The sequence below is a fragment of the Salmonella sp. SG203 genome (assembly GCF_013350575.1).
GTDB lineage: Bacteria > Pseudomonadota > Gammaproteobacteria > Enterobacterales > Enterobacteriaceae > Salmonella > Salmonella enterica.
Map to the genome: position 1 here is coordinate 176,153 of NZ_SNMT01000005.1, position 21,749 is coordinate 197,901.

The following is a 21,749-nucleotide window of genomic DNA, read 5'->3' on the forward strand; positions in this document are numbered from 1 at the left end:
CAGGATTAACACTGGCGCAGCGAAGATGAGTAAGTTAGGCTGTGACCGTTTGTCACGCGCAACGCTACCGATGATGGAACAATAAATACAACGTATGAAAAAACGTATTCCCACTCTTCTGGCCACCATGATCGCCAGCGCCCTTTATAGTCATCAGGGGCTGGCAGCCGATCTCGCCTCACAGTGTATGTTGGGCGTGCCGAGCTACGATCGTCCTCTGGTAAAAGGCGATACCAACGATCTGCCGGTTACTATCAATGCCGATAACGCTAAAGGTAACTACCCGGACGATGCCGTTTTTACCGGCAACGTGGACATTATGCAGGGGAATAGCCGCCTGCAAGCGGATGAAGTGCAGCTTCATCAGAAGCAGGCGGAAGGTCAGCCGGAACCTGTACGCACCGTCGATGCGCTGGGTAATGTGCATTATGATGACAATCAGGTCATCCTTAAAGGGCCGAAGGGCTGGGCGAACCTGAACACCAAAGACACGAACGTCTGGGAAGGCGATTACCAGATGGTGGGCCGTCAGGGGCGCGGTAAAGCCGATCTCATGAAGCAGCGCGGCGAAAACCGTTATACCATTCTGGAAAACGGCAGCTTTACCTCCTGTCTGCCTGGCTCCGATACCTGGAGCGTGGTGGGGAGTGAAGTCATCCATGACCGTGAAGAACAGGTTGCGGAGATCTGGAACGCCCGGTTTAAAGTAGGTCCGGTTCCGATCTTTTATAGCCCCTATTTACAGCTACCCGTCGGTGACAAACGTCGCTCAGGTTTCCTGATCCCGAACGCGAAATACACGACCAAGAACTATTTCGAGTTCTACTTACCGTATTACTGGAACATCGCGCCCAATATGGACGCCACCATCACCCCGCACTATATGCACCGCCGCGGCAATATTATGTGGGAGAACGAATTCCGTTATCTCACGCAGGCAGGCGCCGGGTTGATGGAATTAGATTATCTGCCTTCTGATAAAGTCTACGAGGACGATCATCCCAAAGAGGGCGATAAGCACCGCTGGTTATTCTACTGGCAGCACTCAGGCGTGATGGATCAGGTGTGGCGTTTTAACGTCGATTACACCAAAGTCAGCGACTCCAGCTACTTTAATGATTTCGACAGTAAGTACGGTTCCAGTACCGACGGCTACGCAACGCAGAAATTCAGCGTCGGCTACGCCGTACAAAACTTTGACGCTACGGTGTCGACCAAACAATTCCAGGTCTTTAACGATCAAAACACCAGCAGCTACTCTGCGGAGCCGCAGTTAGACGTTAACTACTACCATAACGATCTCGGGCCGTTTGATACCCGGATTTACGGCCAGGCGGTACATTTCGTCAACACCAAAGACAATATGCCGGAAGCGACCCGCGTCCACCTGGAGCCAACCATTAATTTGCCGCTCTCCAACCGCTGGGGCAGCCTGAACACCGAAGCGAAGCTGATGGCGACGCACTATCAGCAAACGAATCTGGACAGCTATAACAGCGATCCAAACAATAAAAATAAGCTGGAAGATTCGGTTAACCGCGTCATGCCGCAGTTTAAAGTCGACGGTAAGCTCATCTTCGAACGCGATATGGCGATGCTGGCGCCGGGGTATACCCAGACGCTGGAACCACGCGTGCAGTACCTGTATGTGCCGTACCGCGACCAGAGCGGCATCTATAACTACGATTCTTCTTTGCTGCAATCCGACTATAACGGCCTGTTCCGCGACCGCACTTATGGCGGTCTCGACCGTATTGCTTCCGCCAACCAGGTCACGACCGGCGTCACAACACGCATTTATGATGATGCCGCCGTTGAACGTTTTAACGTTTCTGTTGGTCAAATCTACTATTTCACGGAGTCTCGCACCGGCGATGACAACATTAAATGGGAGAATGACGACAAAACCGGTTCGCTGGTTTGGGCAGGCGACACTTACTGGCGTATTTCAGAACGCTGGGGGCTGCGTAGCGGAGTGCAGTACGATACCCGTCTGGATAGCGTCGCTACCAGCAGCAGCAGCCTCGAATACCGTCGGGATCAGGATCGTCTGGTACAGTTGAACTACCGCTATGCCAGCCCGGAATATATTCAGGCTACGTTGCCTTCGTATTATTCCACGGCAGAGCAGTATAAAAACGGCATCAACCAGGTGGGCGCGGTGGCAAGTTGGCCGATTGCCGATCGCTGGTCGATTGTCGGCGCGTACTACTTCGATACCAATTCGAGCAAACCTGCAGACCAGATGCTCGGCTTGCAGTACAACTCTTGCTGCTATGCGATCCGCGTCGGATACGAACGTAAGCTGAACGGTTGGGATAACGATAAACAACACGCGATTTATGATAACGCGATTGGCTTCAACATTGAGCTGCGCGGTTTGAGCTCTAACTACGGCCTCGGCACGCAAGAAATGTTGCGTTCGAACATTCTGCCGTACCAAAGCTCTATGTAATCTGATTGATTTACAACGTAATCCGCATTGCGGTTAATTGAAATGGAAAAAGTATGAAGAACTGGAAAACGCTGCTTCTCGGTATCGCCATGATCGCGAATACCAGTTTCGCTGCCCCCCAGGTAGTCGATAAAGTCGCAGCCGTCGTCAATAATGGCGTCGTGCTGGAAAGCGACGTTGATGGCTTAATGCAATCAGTCAAACTCAACGCGGGTCAGGCAGGTCAGCAGCTTCCGGACGACGCCACGCTGCGTCACCAGATCCTGGAACGTTTGATTATGGATCAAATTATCCTGCAGATGGGTCAGAAGATGGGGGTGAAGATCACGGATGAGCAGTTGGATCAGGCCATCGCCAACATCGCCAAACAAAACAATATGACGATGGATCAGATGCGCAGCCGTCTGGCTTACGATGGGCTGAACTATTCAACCTACCGTAACCAGATTCGTAAAGAGATGATTATCTCTGAAGTGCGCAACAACGAGGTTCGTCGCCGTATCACCGTTTTGCCGCAAGAAGTTGACGCGCTGGCAAAACAGATTGGCACCCAAAACGACGCCAGCACCGAGCTGAACCTGAGCCATATCCTGATTGCTCTGCCGGAAAACCCAACCTCCGAGCAGGTTAACGACGCACAGCGCCAGGCGGAAAGCATTGTTGAAGAAGCGCGTAACGGCGCAGATTTCGGCAAACTGGCGATTACCTACTCTGCCGACCAGCAGGCGTTAAAAGGCGGTCAGATGGGCTGGGGCCGTATCCAGGAGCTGCCGGGGATTTTCGCCCAGGCGCTGAGCACCGCGAAGAAAGGCGACATTGTCGGCCCGATTCGCTCCGGCGTCGGCTTCCACATTCTGAAAGTAAATGACCTGCGCGGTCAGAGCCAGAGTATCTCCGTGACCGAAGTTCACGCTCGTCACATTCTGCTTAAGCCGTCGCCGATCATGAACGATCAGCAGGCGCGCCTGAAGCTGGAAGAAATCGCGGCTGACATTAAGAGTGGTAAAACCACCTTTGCCGCTGCGGCGAAAGAGTACTCTCAGGACCCGGGCTCCGCTAACCAGGGCGGTGATTTGGGTTGGGCTACGCCAGATATTTTCGATCCGGCGTTCCGCGACGCGCTGACGAAGCTGCATAAAGGCCAAATAAGCGCGCCGGTACACTCCTCTTTCGGCTGGCATCTGATCGAATTGCTGGATACGCGTAAGGTAGACAAAACCGATGCGGCGCAGAAAGATCGCGCTTATCGTATGCTGATGAACCGTAAGTTCTCAGAAGAAGCGGCGACCTGGATGCAAGAACAGCGCGCCAGCGCTTACGTTAAGATTTTGAGTAACTAATGAGCAGTGCGCAACGCGTTGTTATCACTCCCGGCGAACCCGCCGGGATTGGCCCCGATCTTGTCGTCCAACTGGCGCAACGCGCGTGGCCGATTGAACTGGTCGTCTGTGCGGACGGCGCGCTCCTGACGGAGCGGGCCGCCATGCTCGGCCTGCCCCTCTCGCTTCTCCCTTACTCGCCTGATGTCCCCGCTGCGCCGCAGCCCGCGGGAACGCTGACCCTATTGCCGGTCTCGCTGCGCGCGCCTGCCATCCCCGGTCAGTTGACGGTAGAAAATGGCCCCTACGTGGTAGAGACGCTGGCGCGAGCGTGTGATGGCTGTCTGAACGGTGAATTTGCCGCGCTGATCACAGGCCCCGTGCACAAAGGCGTTATTAACGACGCAGGCATTCCGTTTACCGGTCATACCGAGTTTTTCGAAGAGCGTTCGCAGGCGAAAAAAGTCGTGATGATGCTGGCAACCGAAGAACTTCGCGTGGCGCTGGCGACCACGCATCTGCCGCTACGGGCGATTGCAGACGCCATCACCCCTGCGCTTTTGCACGAAGTGATTGCTATTTTGCATCACGATTTACGGACCAAATTTGGTATTGCCGAACCGCGCATTCTTGTCTGTGGCCTGAATCCGCACGCGGGCGAAGGCGGTCATATGGGCACGGAAGAGATAGACACCATCATTCCGGTACTCGACGAGCTGCGGGCGCAGGGAATGAAACTCAACGGGCCGCTACCTGCTGATACGCTGTTTCAGCCCAAATATCTCGATAATGCCGACGCGGTGCTGGCGATGTACCACGATCAGGGCCTGCCCGTGCTAAAATACCAGGGATTCGGTCGGGGAGTGAATATTACGCTCGGCCTACCTTTTATTCGAACCTCCGTTGATCACGGCACCGCGCTTGAACTGGCGGGCCGAGGAAAAGCGGATGTCGGCAGTTTTATTACGGCGCTTAATCTCGCCATCAAAATGATTGTTAATACCCAATGAATAATCGAGTCCATCAGGGCCATTTAGCCCGTAAACGCTTCGGGCAAAACTTTCTCAACGATCGGTTTGTGATCGACAGTATTGTTTCTGCTATTAATCCGCAAAAAGGCCAGGCGATGGTTGAAATCGGCCCCGGTCTGGCGGCGCTGACGGAGCCGGTCGGCGAACGACTGGATAAGCTCACGGTCATTGAACTTGACCGCGATCTGGCGGCGCGTTTGCAAACCCATCCGTTCTTAGGGCCGAAGCTGACTATTTATCAGCAGGACGCCATGACCATGAACTTTGGCGAACTGTCTGCGCAGTTGGGCCAACCGCTGCGTGTGTTCGGCAATCTGCCCTATAATATCTCCACCCCGCTGATGTTCCATCTCTTTAGCTATACTGATGCCATTGCCGACATGCACTTTATGTTGCAAAAAGAAGTGGTAAATCGTCTGGTTGCAGGGCCGAACAGCAAAGCGTATGGTCGTTTAAGCGTGATGGCGCAATATTACTGTCAGGTGATCCCGGTGCTTGAAGTGCCGCCATCCGCCTTCACGCCGCCGCCCAAAGTGGACTCCGCCGTGGTGCGTCTGGTTCCACACGCAACAATGCCTTACCCGGTTAAAGATATTCGCGTGTTGAGCCGTATTACCACCGAGGCCTTTAACCAGCGCCGTAAAACGATCCGTAACAGTCTCGGCAATCTTTTTAGCGTTGAGACATTGACGGAAATGGGTATTGACCCGGCAATGCGCGCGGAAAATATCTCTGTCGCGCAGTACTGCCAGATGGCCAACTATCTGTCGGAAAACGCGCCTTTGAAGGAGAGTTAAACATGATCAATTCGCCCAGAGTGTGTATTCAGGTGCAAAGCGTCTACATTGAGGCGCAATCCTCACCTGACGATGAACGTTACGTTTTTGCCTATACCGTAACCATCCGCAATCTGGGCCGGGCGCCAGTGCAGCTATTGGGCCGCTACTGGCTGATTACCAATGGTCATGGCCGTGAAACCGAAGTCCAGGGCGAAGGTGTGGTTGGCGTCCAGCCGCGCATTGCGCCTGGCGAAGAGTATCAGTACACCAGCGGCGCGGTAATTGAAACGCCGCTGGGCACCATGCAGGGTCATTACGAAATGATCGATGAAAATGGCGACGCCTTTACCATCGACATTCCCGTGTTTCGACTCGCCGTCCCTACACTCATTCACTAAAATTATAACAATGGCAACTTATCTCATCGGCGACGTTCACGGTTGCTACGACGAACTGATCGCCTTATTACAGCAAGTGGAATTTACGCCAGATACAGACACTCTATGGCTGACTGGCGATTTGGTCGCCCGCGGTCCCGGTTCGCTGGACGTGTTACGCTACGTCAAATCACTTGGCAATAGCGTGCGTTTGGTGCTGGGGAATCACGATTTACACCTGTTGGCCGTATTCGCCGGGATTAGCCGCAACAAACCTAAAGACCGGCTGACCCCGCTTCTTGAAGCGCCGGACGCCGATGAGCTGTTGAATTGGTTACGCCGTCAGCCGCTGTTGCAGGTAGATGAAGAGAAAAAGCTGGTCATGGCGCATGCGGGTATTACCCCGCAGTGGGATTTGCAGACGGCAAAAGAGTGCGCCCGCGATGTTGAAGCGGTGCTGTCGAGCGACTCGTACCCGTTTTTCCTCGACGCGATGTATGGCGATATGCCGAATAACTGGTCGCCGGAGTTAAGCGGTCTGGCGCGGCTACGCTTTATTACTAATGCCTTTACCCGTATGCGTTACTGCTTTCCTAACGGTCAACTGGATATGTACAGCAAAGCGTCGCCGGAAAATGCCCCTGCGCCGCTGAAGCCGTGGTTCGCCATTCCGGGGCCGGTGAGCGAGGCTTACAGCATTGCGTTCGGGCACTGGGCGTCGCTGGAAGGGAAAGGGACGCCAGAAGGTATTTACGCGCTGGATACCGGCTGCTGCTGGGGCGGGGAGTTGACCTGTTTACGTTGGGAAGATAAACAGTATTTTGTGCAGCCGTCAAACCGCCAGATGGATATGGGCGAAGGCGAAGCGGTCAACGCCTGATAGGTTTATGCCTGATGGCGCTACGCTTATCAGGCCTACATCTGGCGACATCTGGCTCAAGAGTAGGCCGGATAAGGCGTTTCGCCGCCATCCGGCACTACAGCGTTAACGACGTTCCAGAATCTCGAAACAATAGCTGTGAGAATTCTGCGCGTCGGCATCGTGAAACTCACTGAATACCGATTCCCAGTCATCCGGTTCATAATCCGGAAAATGGGTATCGCCTTCGACTTCCGCATCAATATGCGTCAGATAAAGCTTCTGCGCCTTTGGCAGGAACTGCTCGTACACGCGCCCGCCGCCAATGACCATAATTTCCGGCGCATCGCCGCAAGCGGCAATCGCCTCATCGACAGACTTCACCCACTGCACGCGATCGTCGGTGCCTGGCTGGCTGCTGATAACAATATTTTTACGTCCCGGTAAGGGGCGTCCGATGGACTCCCAGGTGTGACGTCCCATGACGACAGGTTTATTTAACGTGTTACGTTTAAACCAGGCGAGATCGGCAGGCAGGTTCCACGGCATGGCGTTTTCCATACCGATGACGCGATCCACCGCTAACGCCGCAATCAGACTGATCATTAATTATTTCCTGATACAAAAAAATTGCCGCCACTATACGTAAAGCGCAATCTTTCGTCGACTGACGAAAAGAGGATGAGCACGAAAATTTTTCGTTCTGCTGGCGACGCCACTCATTTGATGTGGAGCGCCAGCATTACAGTAGTTCAAAAACAGCCAATTAGCAGTAAAGTTTGCAGAACATCACATTTTTTACTTTAGATTGACGGTTTGACCTCGGGTTCATCAGCGGCCTCCCCGGAATGTTTGCCCTCAGCCGTTCCCTGCCAGCCGTGGCGCTGAATCAACGACAGATGCTCCCGGTCCTCGGTAATAATTTCGCTCAACATCGCGCTGGTACGTTTATAGGCGGCGGCGCGAGATAACGGATCGTTTTCCCCTTTCGCCATCTCTTCCACCATCCGGGTATTAAAATGGCGGAACAGATCCGCGCGCTCGCGGGCTTCATAACGCCCCAGCCCCAGCGCTTCCAGCGCCTGTCTCCCGCTTTTGAGCGCGCCTTCGAAGGTTTCACGTTCGGGCATCGCCACACCAGCCTGGCGCAGGCGAATATAATGATCGACATCACGGGCGCGGGCGATAATCTGCAGATGCGGGAAATGCGACTTCACCAGTTCACTCAGTTGCAAATTGGTTTGCGGATCGTCAATGGCGTTAATCAATACCTCCGCCTTCGCCGCTCCGGCAGATTCCAGCAAATCCATACGCGTCGCGTCGCCATAAAAAACCTTCATGCCGAATTTACGCAGCGTTTCGATATGATCGGGGTCGTGATCGAGCACCACCATCTTCACCCCGCTCGACAGCAGCAAACGCCCGGCTATCTGACCAAATCGTCCAAACCCGGCCACAATAACCCGCGGTTGCTCTTCGTCGATTTCATCCGCCTCGCGCGCTTCACCCGTCGCGGTCTTCTCCATGCGCGTCAGCAGCACCAGAAAAATCGGCGTTGCCGCCATCGACAGCGCGACCGCCAGCGTCAGCGCTTTTGCCCATTCCGGCTCAAGTACATCCGCCATTTGCGCCGCGCCAAAAACCACAAACGCAAACTCACTTCCCTGGCCTAATAAGACGGCAAACCAGCGACGCTGTTTTGCCGGTACGCCCAGCGGCCTCGCGACCAGCCACAACATGACGATTTTGATTGCCAGAAAACCGGCCAACAACAGCAGAATGCGCAGCGGATTCTCCACCAGCGTGCCGAAATCAATCGACATGCCGACACCAATAAAGAACAGCCCCAGCAGCAACCCCTTAAAGGGTTCAATATCACTTTCCAGCGCATGACGATATTCCGAACTCGCCAGCAGAACGCCCGCCAGGAACGCGCCCATCGCCATTGACAGCCCAACCTCTTCCAGCAACAGGCCGAAACCAAACACCAGAAATAGCGCCACGGCGCTGAACACTTCCCGCAAACCAGAACGCGCGACAAAGCGCAGCGCCGGGCGCGTAACGTAGCGTCCCAGCAGCACCACCAGCGCCAACGCGCCTGCGACTTTCAACGCCGACAGCGCAAACGCGCCAAGCGTGGTGGATGCGCCGCTGGCGGCCAGCAGCGGAATCATCGCCACCAGCGGGATCGCCGCGATATCCTGGAACAAGAGCACCGCAAATGCGCTACGCCCTACTTGCGAAACGGTCAGGTTACGCTCATTCATTGCCTGCATGGCGATAGCCGTGGACGAAAGCGCCAGCGTCATACCAATCAGTTCCGCCACCTGCCAACGCAGGCCAAGAAACATGCAGAACAGACCAATCAGTCCGCCGCAGATCACCATTTGTAACGCGCCGCCGCCAAATACCGAGGCGCGCAGCTTCCATAACCGTTGCGGGTCCAGCTCAAGCCCAATAACAAACAACATCAGCACGACGCCGATTTCCGCAAAATGCAGAATAGATTCGGCGTCCGTTACCAGCCGTAGCCCCCAGGGGCCGATAATGCAACCCGCAATCAGATACCCCAGCACCGATCCTAAGCCCAAACGTACCGCAATCGGCACAATCAGCGCCGCCGAACCAAGATAGATCAGCGCCTGCAGTAGAGTATGGCTATCCATGATTCACCTCCTGCCATGCCAGTAAACGCTGTTTATACTGACGCGCCTGCGCCTGTAAGGTGTCGTTATCGCAAATGAACGTGCAGTGCATGGCAAACGGCGGCAGCCATTTGAGGCCGCAATAGAGCGCCGTCGCCTGTAGCGGCTGAGAAAGGACGTCAAATCCGGGATGTGAACCGATAGCAAAGTGGTTTTCACCACCGCCGGTCGTTACCGCCCACAGCAGATGTTTACCGTGCAATGCCGTACCGCCATGACCGTAAGCCCAGCCGTGGGTGAGGACTTTATCCATCCATAATTTGAGTAAAGGAGGGACGCTGTACCACTGCATCGGATGCTGCCAGACGATAAGACTCGCGCGCGACAGCGCCTCCTGCTCGGCGGCAACGTCAATATTGAAATCGGGATAGAGGTGATAAAGCGAACGTATTTCGACGTTTTCCAGCGTCCCTGCCTGTTCAAGCATCCGCTTATTCGCATGAGAATGATGCGGATACGGATGCGCATAAATAATGAGGATCATGATTAGCCTGTGATGATCTGTTTTTTATTACAAAGTGTAGTGACAAATTCGCCAGGCTAATAGTGAATATTATTGAGCGGCTAACCAGAAAAAATTGAATTAACGCCAGCCAGGAGTTGACGCCATCCTGCCCCCGGAAGACGCTCTCGAAGGGCCGCAGGCGTTTGCGGAAAAGCGCGATCCGGTGTGGAAAGGTTGGTGATGATGGCAGCCTTAAATCGTTGACCAATCGGTTTAAGGCCTTCTTGTCGGGCGGCGCTGCGCTAAATTTGCCTGTAATGACTGTAATATCAATCCATTACATGATGACACAGGCCCAATAAGCGCAGCGCCAACAGCATCTGAACCTCCAGACACGCTGGATGCCAGATCGCCGACGCATAAATTAACCTAATGGGTCAGGTACTTAGAGCCTGGCCCAGTAGGCGTAATTGTTGAAGCCAGTTTGGGGCCGACCAGCGCGCAGAAACCGGAGCGTACACGTAGTACGTGAGGATTTTGAGCACTGCCCGGTCCCAAAATGGCGAATAAAATAGCCTAATGGGCAGGCTCTTAATCTTTCGCCATGCGGTTAAACTGCTCAATAGTAAGATCCCACGGCTCACGGGCCGCATCCGGCATAAAACTGCCGTCATCCACGCCAATTTCGTCTTTGATAATTTTATTCAGTTTTTCATTCATCGTAAGAATGAGATCCTGATATTTCTGTTTATCAGCAGCAAGGTTATGGTTCTCATCGGGATCATTTTTAAGATCGTAAAGTTCAAGATCGTTGTACTTAATAAGATCCTCCCAGGTTTCCGGCGTATTATGCTCCCTTAGCGAGAAATAACGCGCAAACTTATAACGACCATCGTTAATCATCCGCGTCCCTGAACGATGGCTGAAATCAGGATGCAAATGGGATATTTCCTGCTTGATTTGCGCCACCGTTTTTTGTTTATCTCTTTGTAGCGCGATAACGCGGTGGAGATAATGGGCATCGGTATACAAGATCATGCCATAGCAATATAAGCTGGCATTTCTCACCGCATTAACCGCAACGCCCTCCGGGTTTTTTAGCAATCCGCTAAAATTAACGCCTTTGCGGTTGCCTAACGCCTGGTGCTGTTTTTCTTCCGGCAAACCGGTCAGCCCAACTAATGTCGGCGCGATATCAAGATGACAGGTCAACGCCTGACATTTCTTATTACCGGGGTACGCCGGGTGGGAAATAATCATCGGTACATGGATCTGTTCTTTATAAACGGAAGCGCCTTTACCGTGCATCTGATGGCTTCCGCCTAATTCACCATGATCGGCAGTAAATACAACAATCGTTTTATCAGTTAACTTGAGGGCATCAAGTTCATTTAATATCCGGTCAAGGTGAGTATCACAATCGCGGATACAGTTGAAATAGTAGTCAAGCAGTTTACGCCAACGACGATCTTCATCAGGAAACTGCCCTTCCAGCGCAGCGCGCGCCGTCTGGTATTCAAGATGCGCCGGCGGTCTTCCCTGCTCATTGAATGACTGATGCCTGTTTGCCGGCAGCGGATAGTTCGGCCAGCTTGCCTGATAAAGCTCGTTTTCCGGCGGCTGCGTGGGCGCCAGGGTATTATCATCCTGATCCAACTCGCCACGCCACTGTACCTTTTCTCCCTCTTTATCGGTATCAATAAACATGACGTCATGAGGATTAACGAGGTTAACGGCCAGGAACCAGGGCTTGTGTTGGTCATTCAAGGGCTGCCCCTTGCATCTTAACCAATTTATAGTCTGAGCCGTGGTGGTTGAATCATAAAAATAGCCGCCTTTACTATGGCCTATAATATCGCCGATGCCGTGATAGTCAGCAAAACCATATTTTTCCATAATTTTATGTAATTCTGGTTCAGGAATATCCCCGACATCAATATCCTCATCTTTTTCGTCAGGCAAAGGCTTCTCCAGTTTTTCTGTAAGATGCCACTTACCTTTATAGGCCGTATAGTATCCCAGTTCCCGCATCATATGACCTGTGGTTCCAAGAGCGGGGTCAAGGTCATAAGGCATCCAGGGTAATCCCAGATTATCGAACATCTTTGTCTGGGGCATATGTAAGCCGGTATACAATACGGAGCGGGAAGGCGTACAGACATTACTGGTATTCTGATGATTACAGAATGTCACCCCCGTTTTCATGAGCCGCTCTCTGCCGGGTACCGGGAAAGGAAACGTAGGAAAAAAACGCTCCTGGTCGGTCACGACTAACAGAATATTATATCCTTCTGGCAATTTTTCCGGGATTTCGCCAGTAAACGGTTTATCCCACGCCGGTTTCGCCTTGACGGCGCATTTTTCATCAGCCTTTACCGCGCCGGATAGCATACCGCCTGCGGCAAGAATACCGGCACTGGTTAACAGTTTCCTACGCGTAAGATCCGTCTCTTCTGCGGACAGATTTTTTTTATTACTCATATTATTATACCTGTAGTCAGTAACTTTATCACATATTCATTTATTACTGTACGAGGAAGCGTGGATATGTATCAATGCCTTCCGGGTAAGAATATGTGTTATAAATTGATTTGTATTTCAAATTAGAAATATATTAATAAATAACCATAATTCACTGAAAAATTATTTAGATGAAAAGTTCATTGTTTTTATTTTAGAGATACAACTGCAGACATTACTTCATAAAAAAATACATTATTAAACATACTCTATAGTGCTGTGTTCGTGCCTTTTCCCTTCAGCTACGGTGATTACCCTATGCCGCTACAATAAAATCCCCCCGAAAGAAACACTATCAGTAACAGGCCGCGTAACCATAGACATACAACCGGTAATATCACTCTGTGAAATTAAAACATAACTCAATTCTGTTATGTTGCTTATGAATAAAACTAGCGTATTGCCGTGTGATTCAATAAAAATTCCGTCATTACAAGAAATAATATAAAAATTATTATTTACAGGGGGTTAAGTTTCTTTTTAACTGGCAGCGCATTATTTTACATTGACAACAACATAAATAGGTGACTATAACAAGATATAAGACGGTCACACCAAATAAGGCTATTTTAAGATAATCAACCGAGGTTATTACCCAAAATAATTCGAGTTGCTTAAAGGCGGTAAGGGAGTGAGTTACCAGGAGCATAGATAATTATGTGACTGAGGTGAGCGACAAATCTGCCGGGAGCAGATTTGAACGTCGCGTGCGACGGTCCGTCAGGGCGAGGCCCATGGATGGGCCGGGTAATCCGTAGCCAACACATAAGCAACCTGAAGTATGAAGGGGATAAATAATTTCGTTACGGATTACTGATATTGCGCAAACCTTATCATCAATGCAACAGGAACAGAACTATGAAAAAACGCATTATTGCCGCCGCATTACTGGCAACGGTTGCTTCATTCAGCACACTTGCGGCAGAGCAGGTCTCTAAACAAGAAATCAGCCACTTCAAACTGGTTAAGGTCGGCACCATAAATGTGTCCCAGAGTGGCGGGCAGATTTCCTCACCCTCTGATCTACGCGAAAAACTGTCAGAATTAGCCGATGCGAAAGGCGGAAAATATTACCATATTATCGCTGCACGTGAGCATGGTCCGAATTTTGAAGCCGTTGCCGAAGTTTATAACGATGCGACGAAATAAAGCTCTGATTGCGCCATAACGATGGCACTGGCATGAAATAATAAGAGAGCGCCAGCAAGGTGCCATGTTACGTCACAATCCACTCAGGGCCGTCTGGAAACAGATGCTGGCCCTCTTTTTTATCAACAGTTCATCCGGGGCAGGCAAGCCGTTGGAATGTGCGCGCGCAGGCAGTAAGCCCTTCGTGAATAAGACGGTTTTGCGGGCTGTTTTAAGATGATGTTTAGTGCGCTTTTACCTGCCTGAACCAGTAACTTTCCATTTTCGTTATCCATTTCCCCTTTTTATTTTTCGGTATTACGCCAGCCCAAAGTAATTGCAGCTGTCGGTTATAGGTTCCAATAGCGTGTCCACCATACGCCCCTTCAAATGCTATCACCATGGGTCCCTGCCCTTTTACCCCCTCTTGTCCTTCATGGCAATAAAGCGCGTTGCGGTGAGTCACGTCAAGTTCATACCGTACGTTCAGTTTCACACATTTTTCCCCGCAGCCTTCTACTGGCGGCAATATTGTCATGGTATAAGGCGGGTTATCTGCCGTGGTTTTCCATGTTCCGATCAGGTCTTTGCAGGCGTTTATCTCCGTAGCCCCGGAGGCGGCAGAAAATAGCGCGAGAAAATAAAAAGGTATTAGTTTCAGTTTCATTACAGACTCCTGTTCCTTATACCTCATCATTTATACCTAATCATAAGAATAAATGCCCTGCGATATGTTTTTTTCCGGGAAATGTTGAGCCGCTGTTCAGAGAAATGTTGATGAGGGTAACCTCATGTAAGCGGACAGCGCGGTGGGGAAAGCGGGAACACGGGCGAATGGTCTAACGTATTTCGACGTTTTCCGGCGTCCCTGCCTGTTCAGGCATCCGTTTATTCGCATGGGAATAAATGGATGCGCATAAAGAGAGAATATTATTGAGCGGCTAACCAGAAAAAATTGAATTAATTATCCAGCTCGCTCATATTTTTCAGCTGTTCGCGGTTAATCTGTTCGGTTTTCCCGGTGGCGGCGTTTTTGTAAGACACCATACCGGTATCGTTATCGACCTCGGGTTTCCCGTCGGTGACAATAGTTTTGCCATCCGTGGTTTCAACCGCCTGGTTAGAAGAGCATCCTGCGACGGTGAATAGTGTTGCTGCGGTAAACAGTGCGGTCATAAGACGTTTTTGCATGGTGTTCTCCCTGCTTTTCAGTTGTTTTAGCATGTGACTGTTAACTGTAGCGTTATTGGCGAAAAGCAGGGAGAAATGCAGAACACTCTTAATGAGGGTTATCCGATGGCGTTCCGCGCAAAGTCATGTTTCCGGTCTGTGTTAGCGTCAAGCCGCGAGTTTCCGGGGCAAACATCACCGATACGCCAAGCCCGACTAACGAAATCAACGCGCCAATCAGCATGACGTTATTAATACCGTAACGAGTAATAAAAATCGGTAATGCCCAGGTGGAGACAATGGTTCCGATGCGGCTTAATGACATGATAACCCCCACGGCCGAAGCGCGAATATCCGTCGGGAAGAGTTCATTAGGATAAAGCCATTGCAGTATGCCCGGTCCGCCGGAAAAGAAGGCGTATACCGCAAACGCCACCACGACCAGTATGATGCCCAGATTTGACACCAGCCCCAGCAGCGCCAGCGCGATAGTCATCATGGCGAAGCTGCCAATAAGCAGAGGGCGACGGCCAATACTGTTTAGCCAGAACATCGCCGGTATACAGCCCAGCATAAAAAAGAGGCTAATCACCACATTGCCGAGCGCCGCGTTGCGCCCCTGCTCCCAGCCGAGTAACCCGACGATCTGCGGCCCAAAGGTATAGATAGCGAACATCGGGATTACCTGACAGGTCCAGATAGCCGCAACGAACAGTACAAACGGAAAATGACGGCGGTTAAACAACTGCAGGAAGCGGGTCTCCTGCGGCGGCTCATCGTCAAAGCAGACCGGTTCGCCGAACAGTTTGATCATCATTTGTTCGCACTCTTTTACCCGTCCTTTTCGCAATAGCCAGCGTGGCGATTCCGGCAGGTCAAAGCGGCCAATCAAAATGATTAAGCACGGGATAAAGGCGCTGCCAAGCATCCAGCGCCAGCCGCCTTCCATGTCATACAGCCAGTAGCCCACCAGGTTGGCGCAGGTCGCGCCGACGTACCACATCGCGGCGATAAAACCGATGGAGAACGCGCGCTGGCGGGTGTTGGAAAACTCCGTAATCATGGAAGTGGCGATAGGGTAATCCGCGCCGATAACAATGCCAATTAAAACGCGCATCACCAGCAATTCAAGCGGCGTGGAAACAAACATGGTCGCCACGGAGATAACGCCGATAGCGATAATATCAAGCAGGAACATTTTACGCCGCCCGACTTTATCGCAAATATAGCCAAACAACGAGGTACCGATAAACAGTCCGGCAAGCGTAGCCGCGCCGAGCGCGCCAATCCATTCAGCATCAAGGTGCAATAGCGGCGTCAGTTGTTCCAGCGCCACGCCAATGATCACCAGCACGTAGCCATCAAGGAACGGGCCGCCGCTTCCCCACAGCATAATTCTGCGATGAATGGAGGAGAATTTAAGGTCATCAAAGTTCCTGGGCTGCTGCATGGTGATGTCCTGTTTCAACACGGGCAAAGCGCATCTGTAGGCCGGATAAGGCGTTTCCGCCGCCATCCGGCATTGGCGCCACATGATTGCCGGATGGCGACGCTACCGCATCTTATCCGGCCAACGGGGGCACAACTTCGTACTTATTAGCCGTAGCGGAACTCCACGCCAAACGTCCCGCGCGGGTATTCCCATTTTTCCAGCGCCGTATCAAGGCCGAGGATCCGGCACGTTCCGCACTCCAGGCACCCGGCGTAATCAAAACGAACGCTGCCGTCGTCCTGCTTTTTATACAGTCCCGCCGGACAGGCCTTAATCAGCACCTCCAGCGCCTGTTTATCAGGATCGGTTTTGAGAATGATGTGCGGGCTGTCTTCATCCACATTGAACTTATTGACGCCCAGCTTGACGTCCACATTAACGGGAGATGTCATAATACGGTCACTCCTTTCAGGCCATCTTTCATCAGATTAATGAAGCCCACTTTCTTCGCATGGCGCAGGATTTTTTTACGCATCGGCACCGGAGCGGAGCCATCCACGGTGAACAGGTCGCGCGCGATATTGACCGCCATTTCGGGATAAGCGGTAAACATGCGGGGATTATCAAGAAAAGCCGGTAGTTTCTGATACATGCGCATATCGCGCATCGGACCTTCGTCCAGATGCTGACGGTATTCACCCAGCGACTGCTTGCTAAAATCGTCGCGCTTCATCGCCGAAAGCACCGTCTTCGCCGCCGCTTCGCCTGCGGATATGGCGAGATCCATACCACGGATGGTAAAGCCGAGGTTCATACACATGCCGGCAGCATCCCCGGCAATCAGTACGCCATCGCCCACCAGTTCAGGCTGCATATTCATTCCCGCCTCGGGTACAACGTGCGCGGCATATTCCACCAGCTTGCCACCGGCGATCAGCGGCGCAACGGCCGGATGCTGTTTGAAATCTTCCAGCATTTGCGGGACCGATTTTTTCGCGTCTTTCAGATGATGAAGACCGCAGACCAGCCCCAGGGAAAGGGTTGTTTCATTCGTATACAGGAAGCCACCGCCCATCAGACCATCGGTCGGCGCTCCGGCAAACAGACAGGCGGCACCTTCGTTGCCCTGTAACTGGAAACGATCTTCAATGACCGACTTCGGCAATTCGATCAGTTCCTTCACGCCGACAGCAACATGCGATGCCTCAACACGCTTGGTCATGCCCAGCTTTTCAGCCAGCAGAGAATTCACCCCGTCAGCGAGGATCACGACTTTGGCTTCCAGAATATCGCCATCGGCTTCCACGCCCACGACTTTGCCATCACGCTGAACGACGTTATCGACGCGAATACCGGTGATCAGTTGTGCCCCCGCCTCTTCGGCCTGCTCCATCAGCCAGGCGTCAAATTTACTGCGTAAGACGGAATAGGAAACCTGCGACGCTGAAGCATCTTCACCATTACAGTAGTCGATAGTCATCGCCCCGTTGTCGGTCATAAAGGCGAGTTTTTCGTGGGTGATCATGCGTTCAATGGGGGCCTGATCCGCAAAGCCGGGAATGATGCGTTCCAGGCTATGTGCATACAAGCGCCCACCGGTGACATTCTTCGCGCCAGCAGAATTGCCGCGCTCGATAACCAGCACCTGTGCACCTTCGCGAGCAAGCACCAGCGCCGCAACCGAACCGGCCAGACCTGCACCCACGATGATGGCATCAAAGATATCTTCGGACATACGTACTCCTGTCAGCGGCAGGATACCTTCGCATCCTGCCCGAAATGGTTTATCGCGCTAAGGCAGCCGTCAGCGCAGGCAGGATCTTCAGCGCATCGCCAACGATGCCAAAATCCGCATACTGGAAGATTGGCGCGTTTTTATCTTTGTTGATGGCGAAAATCGTCTGCGCGCCGTTGGCGCCGACCATGTGTTGGATCTGCCCGGAGATCCCCACTGCCAGATACAGTTCAGGCTTGAGCATCAGGTTGGAGATACCGACGTAGCGCTCGTGCTCCATCCACTTCTCGTTTTCCGCCACCGGGCGGGAACAGGCCAGCTCGGCGCCAATCGTCTGGCACAGCGCTTCGGCCAGCGAGATATTCTCTTTGCTGCCGATGCCGCGTCCCACGCTGACCACCAGACGCGCTTTGTCGAGGTCAACGCTGTTGCTCTGACGCGCCTGGGTTGCGGTGCGGGTCACGGCAGTGGCCGGAGCCTGCCACTGCACGGTGTGCATCTCGCCGCTGCGAGAAGCATCCGGTTGTTGTGCGTCAAACGTTCCGCTGCTGAGTGTGATCACGGCAAACGGCGAAGCGATGGTTTCTGCCCCTATCGCCAGACCGCCGTAGACCATATGTTTAACCGCCGCTTTTCCATCCTGCAGGGCGACGTCGCTGGCGTCGTTGGAAACCGCAGCCGACAAGCGAAAGCCCAGTTTTGCCGCCAACAGCTTGCCCCGACGCGTATTCGGCAGCAGCACCGCGCCGCCCTCGCTATGCTGACGAATAGTCTCAGCCATCGCAGCAGCGTAGTCTTCGATCATGCGGTCTTCTGGTTTGCCGCTGAGCAGCCAGACATGATCCGCGCCCAAATGACATGCTGTCGCGCTGTCCGCTTCGTTCAGTACGAACGCGTTAACTTTTTCACCTACAGCCTGCGCGCCACTCATCAGTTCGGGCAGACGAGAAGGGGTATCGCTGAATACCCAGACACTGGAAAATTTGTTCATAACATCCCCTGATAATTAAATGATTTTGCGCAGATTCTCGACAAACGCGGCGATTTGTTCTTCACCGTCACCTTCAATCACCACACGCTGACGCTCGCGCTGCTTCGGTGCGGCAACCTGTTGTGCGGAATACGCGGGTACGCTGTTCAGCCCGATATCCGCAGGCGACCAGACCTGAACCGGTTTTTTCGCCGCGCCAAGAATGGCTTTCATCGAAGGGATTTGTGGGGTGTTAATGTCGGTGGAAACCGCGATCACCGCCGGGAGCGGGATGCTCAGCGTTTCAACTTCATCTTCCAGTTCGCGTTCTACCGTCAATGTGCTGTCGGTAAGAGAGAGGATTTTACTCACGCCGTTAATCGCCGGAATGTTCAGCGCTTCGCCCACCAGCAAACCAACCTGCTGAGCATAAAGATCGGAAGAACCGTCGCCGCAGATAAGTAGATCGAAACCTGATTTTTGCGCCGCGGCGGCCAGCGCGGTAGCGGTGTGTTGCGGCAGCGCCTGCTCAAATTGATCGTCGATGACCACAATCAGTTCATCAGGGCCACGAGAGAGGACATCTTTGCGCCCTTTTGCATTAGTCAGCGCTTTGCCGCCAACGCTCATGGCGACAACCTGAGCGTCTCCCAACTGCTGTTTTAACTGGCAAGCAGCTTCAATTGCATTCAGATCATATTGGCTGATTTTGCTATCCGCTTTGCTGAAATCGAGTGTTCCGTCAGCATTATTAATCGCAATATCCTGCTCATCAGGTACGCATTTGTAGCAAGTAATTATCTTCATTGCATCTCCAGAAATCATGAAGGAAACGTATTTATATCGGCGGTGTTAAATACAGATATCACGCTCTTTAATTCGGAAATAAAACCTTAATCACCAATATTGAAAATGTCACACATTGATATTCGTAACTTTCAATAGTGTTACGCACCTCACCAATATTGAAAGAAATATGCCAAATATGAAAATTTTCAATATTGTTTGCTGGCTCAACAATATTGAACGCCAGATACTTAAAAAAGTTAAAAAACCACAACCAATCAATTGATAAATAAAGCAAAAATCAAAATTTAGACACAAAATAATCAACGCAAAAAAGTGTGACGAAGATAACAGAATCACCCGAAGTGAATACCCATCATGAGTTACTCATTGAGGCGTCCCAGAGGTTAAAAACTTATCAACAAATCATTAATAATAAATAAACAAACGTTCATGGACTGGCACGCTAAATAAATTTCGTTTTCACACTGGAATTCACTTATGAAAAATGAAAAGAAAAAATCGGGAATTGAACCGAAGGTTTTTTTTCCGCCATTAATAATTGTCGGGATACTTTGCTGGCTAACAGTCAGAGATCTTGATGCCGCTAACGTCGTTATTAATGCGGTATTCAGTTATGTCACCAACGTCTGGGGTTGGGCATTTGAATGGTATATGGTCGTCATGCTCTTCGGCTGGTTCTGGCTGGTTTTTGGCCCCTATGCCAAAAAGAGATTAGGTGACGAAAAACCGGAGTTTAGCACCGCCAGCTGGATTTTCATGATGTTCGCCTCCTGTACATCCGCTGCGGTTCTGTTCTGGGGCTCTATTGAGATCTACTACTATATCTCCACCCCGCCGTTCGGCCTGGAACCAAATTCCACGGGCGCGAAAGAGATAGGCCTGGCGTACAGCCTGTTCCACTGGGGGCCGCTGCCGTGGGCAACCTATAGCTTCCTTTCCGTGGCCTTCGCCTACTTCTTCTTTGTACGCAAGATGGATGTCATCCGCCCCAGCTCCACGCTGGTACCGCTCGTCGGTGAAAAGCATGCGAAAGGGTTGTTCGGTACCATCGTCGATAACTTCTACCTGGTGGCGCTGATCTTCGCGATGGGCACCAGCCTCGGTCTGGCTACCCCGCTGGTCACCGAGTGTATGCAATGGCTGTTCGGTATTCCGCATACGCTGCAATTGGATGCCATCATCATTACCTGCTGGATCATTCTGAACGCGATTTGCGTGGCCTGCGGCCTGCAAAAAGGGGTCAGAATCGCCAGCGATGTGCGTAGCTACCTGAGCTTCCTGATGCTCGGCTGGGTGTTTATCGTCAGCGGCGCCAGCTTCATCATGAACTACTTCACCGACTCCGTCGGGATGCTGTTAATGCATCTGCCACGGATGCTGTTCTATACCGACGCCATCGGTAAAGGCGGCTTCCCACAGGGCTGGACCGTTTTCTACTGGGCGTGGTGGGTTATTTACGCCATCCAGATGAGTATCTTCCTGGCCCGTATTTCCCGTGGTCGTACCGTACGTGAACTGTGCTTCGGGATGGTGATGGGTCTGACCGCGTCTACCTGGATCCTGTGGACAGTGCTGGGCAGCAACACGCTGCTGCTGATGGATAAAAACATCCTCAACATTCCGCAACTCATTGAGCAACACGGCGTGGCGCGCGCCATTATCGAAACCTGGGCCGCCTTGCCGCTCAGCACCGCCACCATGTGGGGTTTCTTTATCCTCTGCTTTATTGCCACCGTCACGCTGATTAACGCCTGCTCTTACACCCTGGCGATGTCGACCTGTCGTGAAGTTCGCGATGGTGAAGAGCCGCCTCTGTTAGTGCGTATCGGCTGGTCGGTGCTGGTCGGCATCATCGGTATCGTTCTGCTGGCGCTGGGTGGGTTGAAGCCGATTCAGACCGCGATTATCGCCGGAGGATGTCCGCTGTTCTTCGTCAACATTATGGTGACGCTGTCCTTTATTAAAGACGCCAAAGTGCACTGGAAAGACAAGTAATTCTTATTAACCCAATTGA

The 21,749-nt window shown here is 52.1% G+C and carries 19 protein-coding genes and 1 pseudogene; 9 read left to right on the forward strand and 11 right to left on the reverse strand.

Annotation, left to right across the window (positions count from 1 at the left end; genetic code table 11):
- Positions 1-94: 94 nt before the first annotated feature.
- From lptD to apaH, 6 genes are read left to right on the forward strand one after another with little or no spacing between them, the layout of a single operon-like run.
- Positions 95-2,455 (forward strand): LPS assembly protein LptD, encoded by a 2,361-nt coding sequence (gene lptD / locus HV477_RS10205; protein ID WP_000746116.1) that lies wholly within the window; start codon positions 95-97, stop codon positions 2,453-2,455.
- 53 nt (positions 2,456-2,508) lie between these two features.
- Positions 2,509-3,795, forward strand: coding sequence for a peptidylprolyl isomerase SurA (gene surA / locus HV477_RS10210; protein ID WP_000800482.1), 1,287 nt, complete (start codon positions 2,509-2,511; stop codon positions 3,793-3,795).
- Entirely contained in the window at positions 3,795-4,784 is a 990-nt protein-coding gene (gene pdxA, locus HV477_RS10215; protein WP_000093001.1) for a 4-hydroxythreonine-4-phosphate dehydrogenase PdxA, read from the forward strand. The genes surA and pdxA overlap by 1 nt, the downstream gene beginning before the upstream one ends.
- Complete coding sequence (rsmA, locus tag HV477_RS10220) at positions 4,781-5,602, forward strand: 16S rRNA (adenine(1518)-N(6)/adenine(1519)-N(6))-dimethyltransferase RsmA (RefSeq protein WP_001065397.1); 822 nt, start codon at positions 4,781-4,783, stop codon at positions 5,600-5,602. Before pdxA ends, rsmA begins: the two co-directional genes overlap by 4 nt.
- Positions 5,603-5,604: 2 nt before the next feature.
- Positions 5,605-5,982 (forward strand): Co2+/Mg2+ efflux protein ApaG, encoded by a 378-nt coding sequence (gene apaG / locus HV477_RS10225; RefSeq protein WP_000610894.1) that lies wholly within the window; start codon positions 5,605-5,607, stop codon positions 5,980-5,982.
- 10 nt (positions 5,983-5,992) lie between these two features.
- Positions 5,993-6,841 (forward strand): bis(5'-nucleosyl)-tetraphosphatase (symmetrical) ApaH, encoded by an 849-nt coding sequence (gene apaH, locus HV477_RS10230; RefSeq protein ID WP_000257211.1) that lies wholly within the window; start codon positions 5,993-5,995, stop codon positions 6,839-6,841.
- Positions 6,842-6,946: 105 nt separating this feature from the next.
- On the opposite strand, the gene folA is transcribed toward apaH, so the two are convergent.
- From folA to kefF, 3 genes are all read right to left on the reverse strand, one after another.
- The gene (gene folA, locus HV477_RS10235) at positions 6,947-7,426 is read right to left on the reverse strand and encodes a type 3 dihydrofolate reductase (protein ID WP_000624379.1); all 480 of its coding nucleotides are present in this window, start codon (positions 7,424-7,426) and stop codon (positions 6,947-6,949) included.
- 197 nt (positions 7,427-7,623) lie between these two features.
- Entirely contained in the window at positions 7,624-9,486 is a 1,863-nt protein-coding gene (gene kefC, locus HV477_RS10240) for a glutathione-regulated potassium-efflux system protein KefC (protein ID WP_023234420.1), read from the reverse strand.
- Positions 9,479-10,009, reverse strand: a complete 531-nt coding sequence (gene kefF, locus HV477_RS10245) for a glutathione-regulated potassium-efflux system oxidoreductase KefF (protein WP_000600708.1) — start codon at positions 10,007-10,009, stop codon at positions 9,479-9,481. The genes kefC and kefF overlap by 8 nt, the downstream gene beginning before the upstream one ends.
- Positions 10,010-10,130: 121 nt before the next feature.
- Here kefF and HV477_RS28995 point away from each other — a divergent pair.
- A pseudogene (locus HV477_RS28995) lies at positions 10,131-10,211 on the forward strand (hypothetical protein); the annotation flags it as partial.
- A gap of 350 nt (positions 10,212-10,561) precedes the next feature.
- Here the strand turns inward: HV477_RS28995 and HV477_RS10250 are convergent.
- The gene (locus HV477_RS10250; protein ID WP_000066316.1) at positions 10,562-12,451 is read right to left on the reverse strand and encodes a sulfatase-like hydrolase/transferase; all 1,890 of its coding nucleotides are present in this window, start codon (positions 12,449-12,451) and stop codon (positions 10,562-10,564) included.
- A gap of 897 nt (positions 12,452-13,348) precedes the next feature.
- Here HV477_RS10250 and srfN point away from each other — a divergent pair.
- Complete coding sequence (gene srfN, locus HV477_RS10255) at positions 13,349-13,639, forward strand: DUF1471 family virulence protein SrfN (protein ID WP_000745961.1); 291 nt, start codon at positions 13,349-13,351, stop codon at positions 13,637-13,639.
- A gap of 223 nt (positions 13,640-13,862) precedes the next feature.
- On the opposite strand, the gene HV477_RS10260 is transcribed toward srfN, so the two are convergent.
- The 7 genes from HV477_RS10260 to HV477_RS10290 all read right to left on the reverse strand — a co-directional run bounded on the left by HV477_RS10260 (position 13,863) and on the right by HV477_RS10290 (position 19,732).
- Positions 13,863-14,279 (reverse strand): hypothetical protein, encoded by a 417-nt coding sequence (locus HV477_RS10260; RefSeq protein WP_162492987.1) that lies wholly within the window; start codon positions 14,277-14,279, stop codon positions 13,863-13,865.
- 299 nt (positions 14,280-14,578) lie between these two features.
- Positions 14,579-14,809, reverse strand: a complete 231-nt coding sequence (locus tag HV477_RS10265; RefSeq protein WP_001172090.1) for a YgdI/YgdR family lipoprotein — start codon at positions 14,807-14,809, stop codon at positions 14,579-14,581.
- Positions 14,810-14,897: 88 nt separating this feature from the next.
- A complete protein-coding gene (locus tag HV477_RS10270) occupies positions 14,898-16,238 on the reverse strand; it encodes an MFS transporter (protein WP_001674927.1) in 1,341 nt (446 codons plus the stop codon).
- 146 nt (positions 16,239-16,384) lie between these two features.
- Positions 16,385-16,672, reverse strand: a complete 288-nt coding sequence (gene fixX / locus HV477_RS10275; protein ID WP_000203736.1) for a ferredoxin-like protein FixX — start codon at positions 16,670-16,672, stop codon at positions 16,385-16,387.
- Complete coding sequence (locus tag HV477_RS10280; protein WP_001287777.1) at positions 16,669-17,955, reverse strand: FAD-dependent oxidoreductase; 1,287 nt, start codon at positions 17,953-17,955, stop codon at positions 16,669-16,671. The genes fixX and HV477_RS10280 overlap by 4 nt, the downstream gene beginning before the upstream one ends.
- Before the next feature lie 49 nt (positions 17,956-18,004).
- Entirely contained in the window at positions 18,005-18,946 is a 942-nt protein-coding gene (locus tag HV477_RS10285) for an electron transfer flavoprotein subunit alpha/FixB family protein (protein ID WP_079898688.1), read from the reverse strand.
- 15 nt (positions 18,947-18,961) lie between these two features.
- Positions 18,962-19,732, reverse strand: a complete 771-nt coding sequence (locus HV477_RS10290; protein ID WP_000692185.1) for an electron transfer flavoprotein FixA — start codon at positions 19,730-19,732, stop codon at positions 18,962-18,964.
- Between the two features lie 480 nt (positions 19,733-20,212).
- On the opposite strand from HV477_RS10290, the gene caiT reads away from it, so the two are divergent.
- On the forward strand, positions 20,213-21,730 hold the full coding sequence (gene caiT, locus HV477_RS10295; RefSeq protein WP_000787073.1) for an L-carnitine/gamma-butyrobetaine antiporter: 1,518 nt from the start codon (positions 20,213-20,215) through the stop codon (positions 21,728-21,730).
- Positions 21,731-21,749: the final 19 nt, after the last annotated feature.